Here is a 16,100-nt window from a genome sequence, read left to right as displayed (position 1 = left end):
GCCCGACACCGCCGAGGTCGTCGAGCGCATCTACGCCGACGGCGTCGCGATGGTCCAGCTGCTCGGGCCGCAGGACCGGCTCCTGCGCGTCGTCGAGCGAGAGCACCCCGACGTGCAAGTGCACGTGCGCGGCAACGAGATCACTTTGAGCGGGCATGCGGATGCCGTCGCGCGCGCGCGAGCGCTCGTCGAAGAGCTCATCGCCCTCTCGCGGACCGGTCACGGACTCGACCCCTCCGACGTCGCCTCGAGCGAGCGCATCCTCCGGGGTGACACCGGCCAGCGCCCGTCGGAAGTGCTGGGCGAGGCGATCCTCTCGTCGCGCGGCCGCGTCATCCGCCCGAAGACCCTCGGTCAGAAGGCGTACGTCGATGCGATCGAGGAGAACACGATCACGTTCGGCATCGGTCCCGCCGGCACCGGCAAGACCTACCTCGCGATGGCGAAGGCCGTCCAAGCGCTCCAGCGCAAGGAGGTCAGCCGCATCATCCTGAGCCGCCCGGCGATCGAGGCCGGTGAGCGGCTCGGGTTCCTCCCCGGCACCCTCACCGACAAGATCGACCCCTACCTGCGTCCGCTCTACGACGCGCTCAACGAGATGATGGACCCCGAGATCGTGCCGAAGCTCATGGCATCCGGCACCATCGAAGTCGCCCCGCTCGCCTACATGCGCGGGCGGACGCTCAACGACTCGTTCGTCGTGCTCGACGAGGCGCAGAACACCACGCCCGAGCAGATGAAGATGTTCCTCACCCGTCTCGGCTTCGGCACGCGCATGGTCGTCACCGGCGACATCACGCAGATCGACCTGCCGCAGGGGGCATCCGGGCTCCGCCTCGTGACGCGCGTCCTCAAGGACATCGACGACATCCACTTCAGCTACCTCACGAGCGACGATGTCGTGCGGCACACGCTCGTCGGCCGCATCGTCGACGCCTACACGGAGTACGACGAGCAGCGGCTCGCCTCGCGGCGCGAGCGTGACGAGGCATCCGCTATGAACGCGCAGCGGCAGGGTAACCGCGCCGAGCGCCGCGGACAGTCCCGCCCCGGCGGCCCCCGGGACCACCTTCCGAAGCGAGGCATGTCATGACGATCGAGATCACGAACGAGTCGGGTGTCGACGTCGATGAGACGGTGCTCCTGCGCCTCACCGAGCACAACCTCGCAGAGCTGCACGTGAGCCCGGATGCCGACGTCGCGATCCTCCTCGTCGACGAAGGCGCCATGGAAGCCCTCCACGTGCAGTGGATGGACGAGCCGGGTCCCACCGACGTGCTGAGCTTCCCGATGGACGAGCTGCGCCCCGGCACCCAGGAGCAGCCGACGCCCCCGGGCCTGCTCGGCGACATCGTCCTCTGCCCGCAGGTCGCCGAGACGCAGGCGCAGGCGGCGAAGCACTCGACCCTCGACGAGCTCATCCTCCTGACGACCCACGGCACGCTGCACCTCCTCGGCTTCGACCACGCCGAGCCCGAGGAGGAGCGCGAGATGTTCGGCCTGCAGCGGGAGCTCATCGCCTCGTTCGCGGCCTCCGAACGCCGCCGACGCGCATGACCGAGGCCCTCCTCCTCATCGCGGCGGCGCTCCTCGTCGCCCTCGGCGGACTCATGGCCGCGCTCGACGCGGCGCTCGGGGTCACCTCGCGCGGCGACCTGTACGACATGTCGGCGACGAACCCCAACGGTCAGGCGCTCGCCAAGATCGCCGACGACCCCGCCGCGCACGGCAACGCTGTCGTCTTCATCCGCATCCTCGCCGAGACCACCGCCGCCGTGCTGGTCACGGTCGCCTTTCTCCTCATCTTCGACAACATCTGGCTCGCGATGCTCGCCGCGGCGATCCTCATGACCGTCGTCTCCTTCGTGCTCGTCGGCGCGAGCCCCCGGGCCGTCGGCCGCGAGCACGCGCGCGGGCTTCTCCGCGCGTGCGCACCGGTGATCCGCGGCGCGCGAATCCTCCTCGGACCGCTCGCGCACCTGCTCGTGCTCCTCGGCAACCGCGTCACGCCGGGTGTCCACCGTGGCGCCTCGTTCGCGAGCGAGGAGCAGCTGCTGTCGATGGTCGACGAGGCCGCTTCGCAAGACCTCATCGAAGAGGACGACCGCGAGCTCATCCATTCCGTGTTCGACTTCACCGACACCTTCGTCCGCTCGGTCATGGTTCCGCGCACTGACATGGTGACGATGGACGGCGCCGACACGACGCAGGAGGCGATGCGGCTCTTCCTCGACAAGGGCGTCTCGCGCGTGCCGATCGCCGACGGCGAGGCCGACGACATCACCGGCGTCGTCTACCTCAAAGACCTCGTGCAGTTCGCGTTCCGCGACGAGTCGGCCTGGCGCGACGCGCCCGTCGCGCAGATCGCCCGCCCCGCAGTCTTCGTGCCCGAGTCGATGAAGGCCGAGACACTCCTGCAGCAGATGAAGCGGGATGCCGTGCACGTGTGCCTCGTCGTCGACGAGTACGGCGGAGTGTCGGGACTCGTGACGCTCGAGGACCTCATCGAAGAGCTCGTCGGTGAAATCTCCGACGAGTACGACCCGCGCTCGAACGAGGTCGTCGACCTCGGCGACGGGCGCTACCGCGTCAGCGCGCGCCTGGGCCTCGACGAGGTGGGCGACCTGTTCGGCATCGACCTCGAAGACGAGGACGTCGACTCGATCGGCGGTCTCCTCGGCAAGCAGCTCGGCCGCATCCCCCTTCCCGGCGCGACCGCCGAGTACGGGGGCATCCTCATGACCGGGGGCACCTCGCGCGGACGAGGACGCGGCCTTGCGACCGTTTTCGTCGAGGCGACACCCGCGCTCGAGGCCGCCGACTCGGCGTTCGGCGGACGCCATCCGCGCACCGGGAGCATCCCGACGCAGAAGCAGAAAGGGGAGGACCGATGACGGAGTTCCGATCCGGATTCGTGACCTTCGTCGGGCGCCCGAATGTCGGGAAGTCGACGCTCACCAACGCACTCGTCGGCGAGAAGGTCGCGATCACCTCCGACAAGCCGCAGACGACCCGTCGCGCGATCCGCGGCATCGTGAACCGTCCGGGCGGCCAGCTCGTCATCGTCGACACTCCCGGCATCCACAAGCCACGGACACTTCTCGGTGAGCGCCTCAACGACCTCGTCGAGCAGGTGCTCGGCGACGTCGATGCGATCTGCTTCCTCGTGCCCGCCACCGAGAAGGTGGGCCCCGGCGACCGGCGCATCGCGGCATCCCTCGACGGATACCCGCGCGCGAAGAAGGTCGCCGTCGTCACGAAGACCGACCTCGCCTCACGCGACCAGATCACCGAACGCCTCATGGAGGCCGACAGCCTTCGGGAGGACTGGGATGCCGTCATCCCGATCTCCGCCGTGGCGGGCGAACAGCTCGACGTCCTCGCCGACGAGCTGCTCTCCCTCATGCCCGAGGGCCCCGCGCTCTACGAGGAGGGCGTCGTCACCGATGAGTCCCTCGAGGACCGGATCGCCGAGATCATCCGCGAGTCGGCTCTCGAGGGCGTCCGCGACGAGCTGCCGCACTCGATCGCCGTGACGATCGAGGACATCTCCGAGCGCGACACGGGCTCGATGACCGACATCCACGCGAACGTCGTCGTCGAGCGCGACAGTCAGAAGGCGATCATCATCGGGAACAAGGGGTCGCGCCTGCGTGACGTCGGCGCCCGCGCCCGCGCCCAGATCGAGCCGCTCGTCGGCACGAAGGTGTTCCTCAAGCTGCACGTGCGCGTCGCCAAGGAATGGCAGCGTGACCCGAAGCAGCTCGGACGGCTGGGCTTCTGAGCGACATGGCCCTTCCCGACCCCCGCATTCCCGTGATCCCGTCCGGCTGGGCGGGCCCACGCGCCTCGCGAAAGCCGATGCTCCTACTCCCGGCGGAACTGTTCAATCGCACGTTCCGGCGCGCCCCCGACGGGACGGTGCACGTCGCCCTCCTGCGCCGTCCGCCCATCGTCCTCGTTGTCGCGCTGGGCGTCATCGCCGTGTTCTTCGGCGCGCTCGTGTGGATGGTCCTCGCCCAGGCCGGCACGACCGCCGCGACGCAGGGACCGGTGCCGTATGTCATCGCTGTCGTCTTCGGACTCCTCGGCCTCTTCTTCCTCGCGACGTTCGTCAATGCGCTCACCGCGATCCGCTCCCGCGGGTCCTGGGGCAACCGGGAGTGCGTGGCGCTCGGCCCGACCGGGATCTTCCTGCGGATGCAGAAGGCGGACGTCGACGTGCCGTGGAACGAGGTGACCGCCGTGCGCGCGACACACACGAACGCGGGCAACGCCGTCCGGAAGGCCCGCGCGCACGTGCCGATCCTGCGCATCGAGACGGCGCACCGGCACTGGGATATCGCCACCTCAGTACTCGACGCGTCGCCGAACCTCGTCTACACCGTCCTGCACTTCTACTGGACCCACCCCGGTGCGCGCGTCGAGCTGGGCACCGCCGCCGCGCAGCACCGGATGGATGCGCACGCGGCGTCCTGAGGTTCTGCACCCTCGGCATCCGGGTGTACTCTGTCCCCATGCGCTTCGGCCAGCTTCTTCTTAGCTGCCGCGACGAGGCCTCGATCTAGGGCCTTCCTCGTCGCGGCGCTTCGCGTTGGTTCGCACCCCTCGCACCCTGGCCCGCACTCAGCAGACGAGAGAAGCGACCCCATCATGGACAACAACCAGAAGCCCTCCACCGCGCCGGTCCACAAGTACCGCCCGTACCACGAGCAGATCCGCGTCCACCTACCCGATCGCACGTGGCCCGACGCCCGCATCACGACCGCGCCGCGCTGGTGCGCCGTCGACCTCCGCGACGGCAACCAGGCGCTCATCGACCCGATGAGCCCCGAGCGCAAGCGCATCATGTTCGACCTGCTGGTCGGCATGGGGTACAAGGAGATCGAGGTCGGCTTCCCGTCGGCCTCGCAGACCGATTTCGACTTCGTGCGCCAGCTCATCGAAGACGGCGCGATCCCCGCTGACGTGACGATCCAGGTGCTGACGCAGGCGCGCGAGCACCTCATCGCCCGTACCTACGAGGCGATCGCGGGCGCCAAGCAGGCGATCGTGCACCTGTACAACTCGACGAGCGTCCTGCAGCGCGAGGTCGTCTTCCGCACCGATCAGCAGGGCATCGTCGACATCGCTCTCGAGGGCGCGCGCCTGTGCCGCCGGTACGAGAAGTCGATCCCCGAGACGACCGTGTACTACGAGTACTCGCCCGAGTCGTACACGGGCACCGAGCTGGAGTTCGCGGCCGACGTCTGCAACCAGGTGCTCGAGATCTTCGAGCCGACGCCCGCGCGGAAGGTCATCATCAACCTGCCCGCGACCGTCGAGATGGCGACCCCCAACGTCTACGCCGACTCCATCGAGTGGATGAGCCGGCACCTGAACCACCGCGAGAACGTCATCCTCTCGCTGCACCCGCACAACGACCGCGGCACCGCGATCGCCGCCGCCGAGCTCGGCTACATGGCCGGCGCCGACCGCATCGAAGGATGCCTGTTCGGCAACGGTGAGCGCACCGGCAACGTCGACCTCGTCGCCCTCGGGATCAACCTGCTGACGCAGGGGATCGACCCGCAGATCGACTTCAGCGACATCGACCACGTCAAGCGGACGGCCGAGTACTGCAACCAGCTGCCCGTGCACGAGCGCAGCCCCTGGGCGGGTGACCTGGTGTTCACGGCGTTCAGCGGCTCGCACCAGGACGCGATCAAGAAGGGCTTCGAGGCGATGGATGCCGCAGCCCAGGCATCCGGTGTCACCGTCGACGACATCGAGTGGGCCGTGCCGTACCTGCCGATCGACCCGAAGGATCTCGGGCGCTCGTACGAGGCGGTCATCCGCGTCAACTCCCAGTCGGGCAAGGGCGGCGTCGCGTACCTGCTGAAGACCGACCACGCGCTGGACCTGCCGCGAAAGCTCCAGATCGAGTTCTCCGGCGTCGTGCAGGCGAAGACGGATGCCGAAGGCGGTGAGGTCTCGAGCGAGCAGATCTGGGCCGCCTTCACCGACGAGTACCTGCCCGCCGAGGTCGCCGACGAGAAGTGGGGCCGGTACGAGCTGCTCTCGACCCGCACGCAGAGCGACATGTCAGGCGAGGTCTCGCTCGAGGTCACGCTGCGCGACGGCGACCGCGAGGTCGCGACCCGCGGCGTCGGCAACGGTCCCGTCTCGGCGTTCATCGAGGTCGTCCGCGCGCAGGGCTTCGACATCACCCTGTATGACTACGTCGAGCACACGCTTTCGGCCGGAGGCGACGCGCAGGCAGCGGCCTATGTCGAGCTTCAGGTCGACGGCGAGCGGCTGTGGGGCGTCGGGATCGACGGCGACATCTCCACGGCATCCCTCAAGGCGATCGTGTCGGGCGTCAACCGCGCAATCCGCACCCGCGAGAGCGCCGGCGCCCTCGCCGCCGCCTGACGCGCGCTGCGGCACCCCGCCCCACCAGCCCGCGAGACCGGCCTGCGGCACCAGCCCGCGAGACCGCGTTCTCTCGACGAAACCCCCGATCTCTTCGCCGGGTCTCGTCGAGAACCGGCGGTCTCGCGGGCGGAGGGCGGCCCAGAGGCGCTGGGGGCAGGTGCGCGACGCGCGCAGCGGCGCGTCGGTGCGACGCGGGTCAGTCCTCGGTCGGCTTGATGATCGGGATCGCGGTCGTCTCGATCGCGACCTTCCGACGGTGGAGCGCGCGCTGCTCGGGGAGCGAGATGTCGAAGATCACGGCGAGCAGCCGGATGACCGTCGTCACGATGACGGTGACCACCGCCGCGACCGGAAGCGGTGCGCCGAGCCAGACCGCGAACGGCAGCACCGAGCAGCCGACGAACGCGGCGACACCGTACAGCGACCCCACGTGCATGATGGCCACGGGCAGCCCCATGATGACGTCGCGCAGGATGCCGCCGCCGACGGCGGCGCACACGCCGATGAACACGGCGGGCACGACGGGAAGCCCGAGGACGAGCGCTTTGGAGGTGCCGAATGCGCCGAACAGTCCCACCACGACGGCGTCCAGACCGACGATCAGCTTGTTCAGGCGTTGGAAGAAGCCGGCCAGCAGCATTCCGATGATCGCAGCGCCGACGGCGGTGATCAGGTACCAGTTGCTCTGGAGCGTGGTCGGGTTCACATTCAGCAGGAAATCTCGGATGAGACCTCCGCCCATCCCCATGACGATGCCGATCACCGCGACCCCCATGAGGTCGAGGCGTTGGCGTCCGATGAAGCCCGACGCGAACAGCGCACCTTGCACACCGCCCAGACCGACGGCGAGAAGATCTGCCCAAAGGGGGATCACGAAGACTTCGTTCGGCACGTGTTCCATTGTCGTGGTATCCGATCGAACGCCGCGCCCCTACGTCCCGTGTCGGGGCGGGCGGGGATAATGGAGCGGTGCCGACATACCGCGACGAAGTCGTGGTCCTGCGTACCCACAAGCTCGGGGAGGCGGACCGCATCGTGACGATGCTGAGCCGTCGCCACGGCAAGGTCCGCGCCGTCGCGAAGGGCGTGCGCCGCACCTCGTCGCGCTTCGGGGCGCGGCTCGAGCCGTTCATGGTCGCCGACGTCCAGCTCTACCAGGGGCGCACCCTCGACATCGTGCAGCAGGCGGAGTCGCTCGGCGCGTACGGCGCTCCCATCGCCGCCGACTACGACCGCTACACGTCGGCGCACGCGATGGTCGAGACGGCCGACCGCCTGAACGAGGCTGAAGCGACGCCGCAGCAGTACCTGCTGCTGGTCGGCGGACTCCGGACGCTCTCGCAAGGCGGCCACGCGCCGCGCTCCGTCCTCGACTCGTACCTCCTGCGCGCCATGGCGCTCTCGGGCTGGGCCCCCGCCCTCACCGACTGCGCGCGCTGCGGAGCCCCCGGCCCGCACGAGTGGTTCGTCGCGCAGCTCGGCGGCGCCGTGTGCTCCGCGTGCGCACCGGCCGGATCGGCGCGGGTGCATCCCGAGACCGGGTCGCTGCTGCGGGCGCTGATCGCGGGGGAGTGGGATGCCGTCGACACCGCGCACGATGCGGCATCCGCCGCGGCCTCCGGCCTCGTCGCCGCGTACACGCAGTATCACCTCGAGCGCGGCATCCGTTCGCTCTCGCACGTCCACAACCGTTCGGAGCGCCGCGCGTGAGCCCAAAGCCCTACACCCACCGCGACGCCGTCCCCTACCGCCCGATCGACTGGACCGGTCTGTCCTCGCCCGCATTCCCCAAGAACCGCGTGCCCGGGCACGTCGCGATCGTAATGGACGGGAACGGCCGCTGGGCCAACCGTCGGGGCCTCACGCGCATCGAGGGTCACCGGGCCGGAGAAGAGGTCCTCCTCGACGTCGTCGCGGGGGCGATCCAGGCCGGAGTGAAGCACCTGAGCGTCTACGCCTTCTCGACGGAGAACTGGGCGCGTTCTCCCGACGAGGTCCGCTTTCTCATGGGCTACAACCGTGACGTGCTGCACCGTCGCCGCGATCAGCTCAACGAGTGGGGCGTGCGCATCCGGTGGGCGGGTCGGAAGCCACGCCTGTGGGGTTCGGTGATCAAAGAACTGCAGTTCGCCGAGCAGCTCACCCGCACCAACGACGTGCTCACCCTCACGATGTGCATCAACTACGGCGGGCGGCACGAGATCATCGACGCGATGCGCGCGATGGGCGAGCAGATCGCGGCGGGAAGGCTCAAGCCGTCGGCGATCACCGAGAAGACGATGCGCAAGCACCTGTACGTCCCCGACATGCCCGACGTGGATCTGTTCCTCCGTTCGAGCGGCGAGCAGCGCACCTCCAACTTCCTGCTGTGGGAGTCGGCGTATGCCGAGATGGTCTTCCTCGACACGCTCTGGCCCGACTTCTCTCGCGTCGACCTCTGGAACGCGATCCAGATCTACCTCGATCGCGACCGCCGCTTCGGAGGCGCGGTCGACGCCCCCACGGCGTGAATCGGGAATACCCCCGCACCGCCCGGCGGTTGTCACTGAGGTGACAGACAAGATCAAGATCGACGTGTGGAGCGACATCGCCTGCCCGTGGTGCTACATCGGCAAGCGGAACCTCGAGAAGGGGCTGGAGGTCGCCGCGAGCGACGAGGACGCCCCCCAGGTGGAGGTGACCTTCCACTCGTTCGAGCTGTCGCCCGACACGCCCGTCGACTTCGACGGCGACGAGCTCGACTTCCTCGCCGGGCACAAGGGCATGCCGCGCGAGCGCGTCAGCGAGATGCTCGAGAACGTCACCGGCGTCGCCGCGAACGCGGGGCTGGAGTACCGCTTCGACCTCCTCAAGCACACGAACACCGTCAAGGCGCACGAGCTCCTGCACTTCGCCAAAGCGCAGGAGGCCGCGGGATCCGAGGGCGCGCAGCGGGCGATGACCGAGCGCCTGATGGCCGCCTACTTCACCGAGGGACGCCATGTCGGTCGCATCGACGACCTCGTCGACCTCGCCGCCGAAGCGGGACTCGACGCGGATGCCGCACGCACCGCGCTCGAGTCGAACCGGTACCTCCCGGACGTCCGCGCCGACCAGGCGCAGGCGCAGGCCTACGGCATCCAGGGCGTCCCGTTCTTCGTCATCGACGGCACGTACGGCGTCAGCGGAGCGCAGCCCCCGGAGGCGTTCGCGCAGATCGCCCGTCAGGTCTGGGCGGAGAAGACCGCGCAAGGCTGAGCGCCCCGCCGTCGCCCCGCGGTGCAGTCTGGCCGTCGCCGTGCCCGGTGCCGTACAGTCGGAGCGTTGCGCGTTCGCGCGGCGCATCCCGATGATCCCCCGGAAAGAGTGACCGATGACGGCACCCCTCACGCACGCCCGGCGCACGATGATCGCCCTGTTCGCCGCGCTCCTTCTCGCCCTCGGCGCTCCGCTCGCGGCATCCGCCGACGTGAACGACGACATGGTGGCCATCGACGCCGACCTCGGCACCGCGCTCGACGACTTCACCTCGGTCTACAGCGACCAGTCGACCTCGAACGAGGAGGTCATCGCCGCCGCGCAGACGTTCGAGACGGAGGCGACGAACGCGCAGGATGCCTTCACCAAGATCGCGTCCGAGCAGAGCGGCGACGTGGCGGGTTTCGCGGAGAGATTCGCATCGGCCTCGGGCGACATGGCGACCGCGGCCGCCGGAATCGCCGATGCGTTCACCGCGCAGGACGACGCCGCCCTCGCCACCGCGGAGAACGATCTCACGGCGGCGATCAACGCTTACACGTCGACCGTCGACGACTACAACGCGTACCTGAAGACCGCCGGCGACCCCGCGTACGGCCTGTGGCTCACGGTGCTCATCATCGCGATCGTCTTCCTCGTGCTCGCCCTCGTCTTCGCGCTCGTCACCCGCAAGCAGAGCGGGTACCTGCCGCCGAAGACCGACAAGAAGGGCAACGTCCACCAGGCCTCCCTGCAGCGCATGCGCTGGATGGTCGTCGTCTGGGCCGGCCTCTTCGTCGTCGGCGCGGCGATTCCGTTCTTCCAGGTGATCAGCGCAGAGCCGGATGCCAGCGGTGAGTACACGTATCGGGTGTTCTGGTACCCGCTCGCGGCGGGTGCGATCCTCACGATCGTCAGTGCGGTGCAGTATTTCATCGCCGCGGCGAAGGTGCGCACGGAGGGTTCGGCGGCGCCCGTCACGGGCGAGCACAACGCCCCGGTGAACGGCGCGGCTCAGCCCGAGGCGGTCTGGGCTCAGCCTCAAGCTGCACCGGTCCAGGGCGCACCGGCCCAGGCTGCACCGGTCCAGGGCGCACCGGTCCAGGGCGCACCGGCCCAGGGCGCGCCGGTCCAGGGCGCGCCGGTCCAGGGCGCGCCGGTCCAGGGCGCGCCGGTCCAGGGCGCGCCGGTCCAGGGCGCGCAGCCGACGCAGTCGCAGGGCGCTCAGGCTCCGTGGCAGCCGTCCGCGGCGCCGCAGCAGCCGGGGCCGGGCGACGCTCCCGCGTCGTCGGAACCCACGCGCTGACCCCAGCCGCACAACGATTCCCCGCCTGCGCCGGCGGACACTGTCCTTCGCCGTTCCGGCGGGGAGCCGGGGCTCAGGCCGGGAGGCTCGCCTCGATCGCGGCGATGATCTCGGGCGCGTCGGGCTTCGTCTGCGGCCGGAAGCGGTGCACGGTGCCGTCGGGGGCGACGAGGAACTTCTCGAAGTTCCACATGACCGGGCCCTTCGCCCCTTCGGCGTTCTTCGCCTTCTTGAGCGCCTTGTAGAGGGGCGCGGCGTGGGAGCCGTTCACCTTGATCTTGTCGGCGATCGGGAACGACACGCCCCACGTGACGGCGCAGTAGTCGAGGATCTCGTCCATCGATCCGGGTTCCTGGCCCATGAACTGGTTGCACGGGAACCCGACGACCTGCAGACCCCGATCGCCGTAGCTCCTCTGCAACTGCTCGAGCTGCTCGTACTGCGGTGTGAGTCCGCACTTCGACGCGACGTTGACGACGAGCACCGCTTTGTCACCGAACTCGGCGAGCGTGTGCTCGGCGCCGTCCGCGCCCACATAGCTGATGTTGCGGATGTCCACAGTGGTCGCCTCGGTCATGTTGTCCACGATAGGCCCGTGCGGGCGTCCCCGGCACGACGGAGTCTGGGAGAATGGGAGGGATGTCCACGCTCACCGCTCCCACCTCCGCGCCCGGCGTACCCGGCGCGCCCCCCGCGGCGTCGCTAAGCACGGCGTCGCTGAGCACCGGGGCGCCGCTGCGGATCGGGCCGATCACCTTGGACGCCCCCGTCGTGCTCGCGCCGATGGCCGGGATCACCAACACGGCGTTCCGGCGTCTGTGCCGTGAGTACGGCGCCGGGCTCTACGTGAGCGAGATGATCACGACCCGTGCCCTCGTCGAACGGAACGCGACCACGATGCGCCTCATCACGCATCACGAGTCCGAGACGCCGCGCTCGATCCAGCTCTACGGTGTGGACCCCGCGACCACCGAGGCCGCCGTGCGCCTTCTCGTCGACGAGGACCGCGCCGATCACATCGACCTGAACTTCGGCTGTCCCGTGCCGAAGGTGACGCGCAAGGGCGGGGGAGCGGCGCTTCCTTGGAAGACCGAGCTCTTCCGCGACATCGTCACGCGCGCCGCGCGCGCGGCGGGCGACGTGCCTCTCACCGTGAAGATGCGCAAGGGCATCGACTCCGAGCATCTGACGTTCCTCGACGCGGGCCGCATCGCCGAGGATGCCGGGGTCGCCGCGGTCGCCCTGCACGCCCGCACGGCCGCGGAGTTCTACTCCGGCCAGGCCGATTGGAGCGCGATCGCCGAGCTGAAGCAGGCCGTGACGAGCGTTCCGGTGCTCGGCAACGGCGACATCTGGTCGGCCGACGACGCCGTACGAATGATGGCCGAGACCGGATGCGACGGCGTCGTGGTCGGTCGCGGCTGCCTCGGGCGCCCGTGGCTGTTCGGCGACCTCGCGACCGCGTTCGGAGCGCCCGGCATCCGTCCCGACGCCACCCTGGGCTTCGTCGCCGGCGCCTTCCGCCGTCACGCCGAGCTGCTCGTCGAGTTCTTCGAGGACGAGGGGCGCGGATGCCGCGACATCCGCAAACACGTCGCGTGGTACTTCAAGGGCTATCCCGTCGGTGGCGACACTCGCGCGGCTCTCGCCACCGTCTCGACCCTCGCGGAGATCGACGACCTCATCGCGACGCTCGACCTCGCCGCGCCCTACCCGGGAGCCGCGGCCGAGGGGCAGCGCGGCCGCGCCGGCACGCCGAAGCGACCGGCCCTGCCCGATGGGTGGCTCTCGACCCGCGAGATGTCGGGCGACGCCTCGCGGACCCTCGCCGACGCCGAACTGGACACCAGTGGCGGGTGACGGCGGCGCGGTCGGCATCGCGCCCGGCCGGCCTGCCGGATACGACGACCACGACGCCGAGCGATTCCTGCCCGAGACCCACCGCTCGCGCCGCGACAGCTTCGCCCGCGACCGCGCGCGCGTGCTGCACTCGGCAGCCCTGCGCCGCCTCGCCTCGAAGACGCAGGTGCTGAGCCCCGCGAGCCCCGCCGACTTCGCGCGCAACCGGCTCACGCACTCCCTAGAAGTCGCCCAGGTCGGTCGAGAGCTCGCGATCGCCCTCGAGCTCTCACCCGACGTCGTCGACACGGCGTGCTTGAGCCACGACATCGGTCATCCGCCGTTCGGACACAACGGCGAGCGGGCGCTCAACGAATGGGCATCCGACATCGGCGGCTTCGAGGGAAACGCGCAGACGCTCCGCATCCTCTCCCGACTGGAGTCGAAGGTCGTCGACGACGAGGGCCGCAGCGTCGGACTCAACCTCACCCGGGCGAGCCTCGACGCGACGTGCAAGTATCCGTGGACCGTCGAACACGCCGTGCCCGACCCCGGCGGACGCGACAAGTTCGGCGTCTACCGCGACGACGAGCCGGTGTTCCGGTGGATGCGCGAGGGCGCGCCCGGGCGCCTGCGCTGCATCGAAGCCGAGGTCATGGACCTCTCCGACGACATCGCCTACTCCGTGCACGATTTCGAGGACGCCGTGCTGAACGGCTACCTCGATCCCGCGCGCCTCGCCGATCCCCGCGAGCGCGAGGCTCTCCTCACTGCGATCCAGACATGGGTGGGCTACGGCTTCGACCGCGACGAGCTCGCCGACGCGCTGTACCGTCTCACCCGCATGCCGGAGTGGCTCACCTGGTTCACCGGCGACCGGGCATCGGTTGCGCGGCTCAAGAACCTCACCTCCGACCTCATCGGGCGCTTCGCCCGCGCCGCGACGACCGCGACGCGCGAGCACTACACCGCCCCGTCGCTGACGCGCTACCGCGGCCGCGTGGTCGTGCCCCGCGTCATCGAAGCCGAGATGGCGGTGCTGAAAGGCATCATCGGCGCGTTCGTCGTCTCGATCGACGGCCGCAAGGGGCTCTACAAGGAGCAGCGTCGCGTGCTGAAGCGCCTCGCGACCGCTCTGTGGGAGCGCCCCGAGCTCCTCGACCGCGTCCACGCGGAAGACTTCGGTGCGGCCGAGACGGATGCCGCACGCAAGCGCGTCGTCGTCGACCAGGTCGCGACCCTCACCGACCGCTTCGCGATCGAGTGGCACGCGCGTCTGGTGGGGCCCGTCGACCTGCGCGAACTGGGTCTGTGGTCGAGCGACGGGCGCGCCGTCGCGCATCCCGGATTCGCGCTCCCCGAGCCGATCCCCGGCATCTGGCCGATCGAGGCGACCTGATGGCGCGCATCGCCCAGGCCGACGTCGAAGAGGTCAAGGCTCGCACCAACATCGCCGACATCGTCGGCGAACGCGTCGCGCTGAAATCCGCCGGCGTCGGTTCGCTGAAGGGGCTGTGTCCCTTCCACGATGAGCGCAGCCCCAGCTTCCACGTTCGGCCGCAGGTGGGGTACTACCACTGCTTCGGATGCGGAGAGTCGGGCGATGTGTACTCGTTCCTCCGCGCGATGGACCACCTCTCCTTCACCGAGGCCGTCGAGCGGCTCGCGGCGCGGATCGGCTTCACGCTGCACTACGAGGACGGCGGCGCCGCTCCCGAGACGAGCGGGCGCACGCGCCTCTACCAGGCAAACACCGCGGCCGCCGAGTGGTACCGGGCGCAGCTGGCCACGGCCGAAGCCGACGCCGGCCGCCGCTTCCTCGGGGAGCGCGGCTTCGACGCTGGCGCGGCGGCGCATTTCGGCGTGGGGTACGCGCCTAAGGGCTGGAACGGACTGCGCGACGCGTTGAGGTCGCAGGGGTTCACCGACGAGGAGCTCGTGGCGGCGGGGCTCCTCTCGCAGGGGCAGCGCGGCGTCTACGACCGATTCCGCGGTCGGCTCGTCTGGCCCATCCGCGACGTGACGGGGCAGACGATCGGCTTCGGCGCGCGACGCCTGTACGACGACGACCAGGGCCCGAAGTACCTGAACACGCCCGAGACGCCCATCTACAAGAAGGCGCAGGTCCTCTACGGGCTCGACCTCGCCAAGAAGGACATCTCGCGCTCGCATCGCGTCGTCGTCGTCGAGGGCTACACCGACGTCATGGCCTGCCACCTGGCCGGTGTCACGACCGCCGTCGCGACGTGCGGCACCGCCTTCGGCGCCGAACACATGCGTGTCGTCGGCCGCATCGTCGGAACGGAGGCGACGGGGGAAGTCGTCTTCACGTTCGACCCGGATGCCGCGGGACAGAAGGCCGCGGTCCGCGCGTTCGCCGAGGCGCGCACGTCAGCGCTGCAGAGCTACGTCGCCGCGGGACCGGAGGGTCTCGACCCGTGCGATCTCCGGCTGAACCGCGGCGACGCCGCCGTCCGCTCGATGATCGAGACCAAGTCGCCGCTGTTCGAGTTCGTCATCGACCAGCGCATCGCCGGGCACGACCTGGCATCGGTGGAGGGCCGCGTCGCCGCTCTCGCGGCATCGGCACCCATCGTCGCCGAGATCAAGGACTCCGGCATCCGCAGCCGCTACGAGCACGTCCTCGCACGCCGGCTGGGGGAGGACCTCGGCGAGGTCCACCGGGCCGTCGAGCGGGCCGCCCGGGCGGCGCGCAGTCCCCAGGCGCCCGCCGCACCCGGCGCGCGACGAGGCGACCAGGGCTCCGAGCAGGAGAGTGCGCCCCCGCCGGCGACGCGCGTGACGCTCGCGTCGCTGCCGCGCACGGCCGACGCCGCTCTCGAACGCGACGCCCTCATGGGCGTGCTGCAGTACGGGCACCTCGTCGACGCCGCCGAGATCGATGCGGCGCTCGCGCTGCCGATGCAGGTGCCCGCGCTCGACGCCGTGCGACAGACGCTCCAGGCACAGCCCGATCGCGTCCGCGTCGGATGGGCGGCGCAGGCCGCCGAGTCGGTGCGAGAGCCCTACCGGTCGCTCGCTGTCGAACTGCTCACCGCCTCGTTCCCCGCGCTGACCGAGGCCGAGGCGCAGGTTTCGACCCGCTCACTCGCGCGGCGGCTGCGGGTGCGCGCGGTCGACCGCGACAAGCACGAGCTCATCGGCGCCATCCAGCGACTGCCCGCCGACTCCGAAGAGGGTCGTGCCGTGCGCCTGCGGCTGCGGGACCTCGACGCGTTGCGCCGAACCTTGACCGAAGCGTTCTGACCCTGCGCCGGTTCTGTCCCTGTCGCTGGCGTCCGCCGCGCGAACCGGGCAGGAT

15 protein-coding genes are annotated in these 16,100 nt (G+C 69.9%); 13 read left to right on the top strand and 2 right to left on the bottom strand.

Annotation, left to right across the window (positions count from 1 at the left end):
* The first annotated feature begins 49 nt into the window (after positions 1-49).
* The 6 genes from AC3ENQ_RS00710 (at position 50) to leuA (ending at position 6,414) form a co-directional block, all read left to right on the top strand.
* Positions 50-1,093 carry a PhoH family protein gene (locus AC3ENQ_RS00710; protein ID WP_431801708.1) on the top strand — a complete coding sequence of 348 codons (1,044 nt, stop codon included), beginning with the start codon at positions 50-52 and terminating at the stop codon, positions 1,091-1,093.
* A complete protein-coding gene (gene ybeY, locus AC3ENQ_RS00705) occupies positions 1,090-1,557 on the top strand; it encodes an rRNA maturation RNase YbeY (protein WP_431800741.1) in 468 nt (155 codons plus the stop codon). Before AC3ENQ_RS00710 ends, ybeY begins: the two co-directional genes overlap by 4 nt.
* The gene (locus AC3ENQ_RS00700; protein ID WP_431800739.1) at positions 1,554-2,894 is read left to right on the top strand and encodes a hemolysin family protein; all 1,341 of its coding nucleotides are present in this window, start codon (positions 1,554-1,556) and stop codon (positions 2,892-2,894) included. The genes ybeY and AC3ENQ_RS00700 overlap by 4 nt, the downstream gene beginning before the upstream one ends.
* On the top strand, positions 2,891-3,784 hold the full coding sequence (era, locus tag AC3ENQ_RS00695) for a GTPase Era (protein ID WP_431800737.1): 894 nt from the start codon (positions 2,891-2,893) through the stop codon (positions 3,782-3,784). Before AC3ENQ_RS00700 ends, era begins: the two co-directional genes overlap by 4 nt.
* A gap of 77 nt (positions 3,785-3,861) precedes the next feature.
* The gene (locus AC3ENQ_RS00690; protein ID WP_431800735.1) at positions 3,862-4,479 is read left to right on the top strand and encodes a hypothetical protein; all 618 of its coding nucleotides are present in this window, start codon (positions 3,862-3,864) and stop codon (positions 4,477-4,479) included.
* 174 nt (positions 4,480-4,653) lie between these two features.
* The gene (leuA, locus tag AC3ENQ_RS00685; RefSeq protein ID WP_431800733.1) at positions 4,654-6,414 is read left to right on the top strand and encodes a 2-isopropylmalate synthase; all 1,761 of its coding nucleotides are present in this window, start codon (positions 4,654-4,656) and stop codon (positions 6,412-6,414) included.
* A 199-nt stretch (positions 6,415-6,613) separates the two neighbouring features.
* On the opposite strand, the gene AC3ENQ_RS00680 is transcribed toward leuA, so the two are convergent.
* Entirely contained in the window at positions 6,614-7,309 is a 696-nt protein-coding gene (locus AC3ENQ_RS00680) for a trimeric intracellular cation channel family protein (protein ID WP_431800731.1), read from the bottom strand.
* A gap of 77 nt (positions 7,310-7,386) precedes the next feature.
* On the opposite strand from AC3ENQ_RS00680, the gene recO reads away from it, so the two are divergent.
* From recO to AC3ENQ_RS00660, 4 genes are all read left to right on the top strand, one after another.
* A complete protein-coding gene (gene recO, locus AC3ENQ_RS00675; protein ID WP_431800729.1) occupies positions 7,387-8,127 on the top strand; it encodes a DNA repair protein RecO in 741 nt (246 codons plus the stop codon).
* Entirely contained in the window at positions 8,124-8,927 is an 804-nt protein-coding gene (locus AC3ENQ_RS00670; RefSeq protein ID WP_431800727.1) for an isoprenyl transferase, read from the top strand. The genes recO and AC3ENQ_RS00670 overlap by 4 nt, the downstream gene beginning before the upstream one ends.
* Positions 8,928-8,967: 40 nt before the next feature.
* Complete coding sequence (locus tag AC3ENQ_RS00665; RefSeq protein ID WP_431800725.1) at positions 8,968-9,654, top strand: DsbA family oxidoreductase; 687 nt, start codon at positions 8,968-8,970, stop codon at positions 9,652-9,654.
* A 115-nt stretch (positions 9,655-9,769) separates the two neighbouring features.
* Positions 9,770-10,939 (top strand): hypothetical protein, encoded by a 1,170-nt coding sequence (locus AC3ENQ_RS00660; RefSeq protein WP_431800723.1) that lies wholly within the window; start codon positions 9,770-9,772, stop codon positions 10,937-10,939.
* Positions 10,940-11,012: 73 nt separating this feature from the next.
* Here AC3ENQ_RS00660 and AC3ENQ_RS00655 read toward each other — a convergent pair whose 3' ends face one another.
* Positions 11,013-11,516 carry a glutathione peroxidase gene (locus tag AC3ENQ_RS00655; protein WP_431800721.1) on the bottom strand — a complete coding sequence of 168 codons (504 nt, stop codon included), beginning with the start codon at positions 11,514-11,516 and terminating at the stop codon, positions 11,013-11,015.
* A gap of 62 nt (positions 11,517-11,578) precedes the next feature.
* Here AC3ENQ_RS00655 and dusB point away from each other — a divergent pair, with 62 nt between their 5' ends.
* Genes dusB through dnaG form a run of 3 tightly spaced genes read left to right on the top strand, consistent with a single transcriptional unit; the run spans position 11,579 to position 16,045 of the window.
* Positions 11,579-12,799: a tRNA dihydrouridine synthase DusB gene (gene dusB, locus AC3ENQ_RS00650; protein WP_431800720.1), complete on the top strand. Its 1,221-nt coding sequence runs from the start codon at positions 11,579-11,581 to the stop codon at positions 12,797-12,799.
* Positions 12,789-14,177: a deoxyguanosinetriphosphate triphosphohydrolase gene (locus AC3ENQ_RS00645; protein WP_431800718.1), complete on the top strand. Its 1,389-nt coding sequence runs from the start codon at positions 12,789-12,791 to the stop codon at positions 14,175-14,177. Before dusB ends, AC3ENQ_RS00645 begins: the two co-directional genes overlap by 11 nt.
* Positions 14,177-16,045 (top strand): DNA primase, encoded by a 1,869-nt coding sequence (gene dnaG / locus AC3ENQ_RS00640; RefSeq protein WP_431800716.1) that lies wholly within the window; start codon positions 14,177-14,179, stop codon positions 16,043-16,045. The genes AC3ENQ_RS00645 and dnaG overlap by 1 nt, the downstream gene beginning before the upstream one ends.
* Positions 16,046-16,100 lie beyond the last annotated feature (55 nt).

The organism is Microbacterium sp. bgisy203 (assembly GCF_057706945.1).
Note: the sequence above shows the minus strand (reverse complement) of the source record. Positions and strands in the feature narration are given on the sequence as shown.

Coding starts and splice junctions, on each gene's coding strand:
- AC3ENQ_RS00710 (WP_431801708.1), top strand. CDS start 50: ATGGTCCAGCTGCTCGGGCCGCAGGACCGGCTCCTGCGCGTCGTCGAG.
- ybeY (WP_431800741.1), top strand. CDS start 1,090: ATGACGATCGAGATCACGAACGAGTCGGGTGTCGACGTCGATGAGACG.
- AC3ENQ_RS00700 (WP_431800739.1), top strand. CDS start 1,554: ATGACCGAGGCCCTCCTCCTCATCGCGGCGGCGCTCCTCGTCGCCCTC.
- era (WP_431800737.1), top strand. CDS start 2,891: ATGACGGAGTTCCGATCCGGATTCGTGACCTTCGTCGGGCGCCCGAAT.
- AC3ENQ_RS00690 (WP_431800735.1), top strand. CDS start 3,862: ATGCTCCTACTCCCGGCGGAACTGTTCAATCGCACGTTCCGGCGCGCC.
- leuA (WP_431800733.1), top strand. CDS start 4,654: ATGGACAACAACCAGAAGCCCTCCACCGCGCCGGTCCACAAGTACCGC.
- AC3ENQ_RS00660 (WP_431800723.1), top strand. CDS start 9,770: ATGACGGCACCCCTCACGCACGCCCGGCGCACGATGATCGCCCTGTTC.
- AC3ENQ_RS00655 (WP_431800721.1), bottom strand. CDS start 11,516: ATGACCGAGGCGACCACTGTGGACATCCGCAACATCAGCTATGTGGGC.
- dusB (WP_431800720.1), top strand. CDS start 11,579: ATGTCCACGCTCACCGCTCCCACCTCCGCGCCCGGCGTACCCGGCGCG.
- dnaG (WP_431800716.1), top strand. CDS start 14,177: ATGGCGCGCATCGCCCAGGCCGACGTCGAAGAGGTCAAGGCTCGCACC.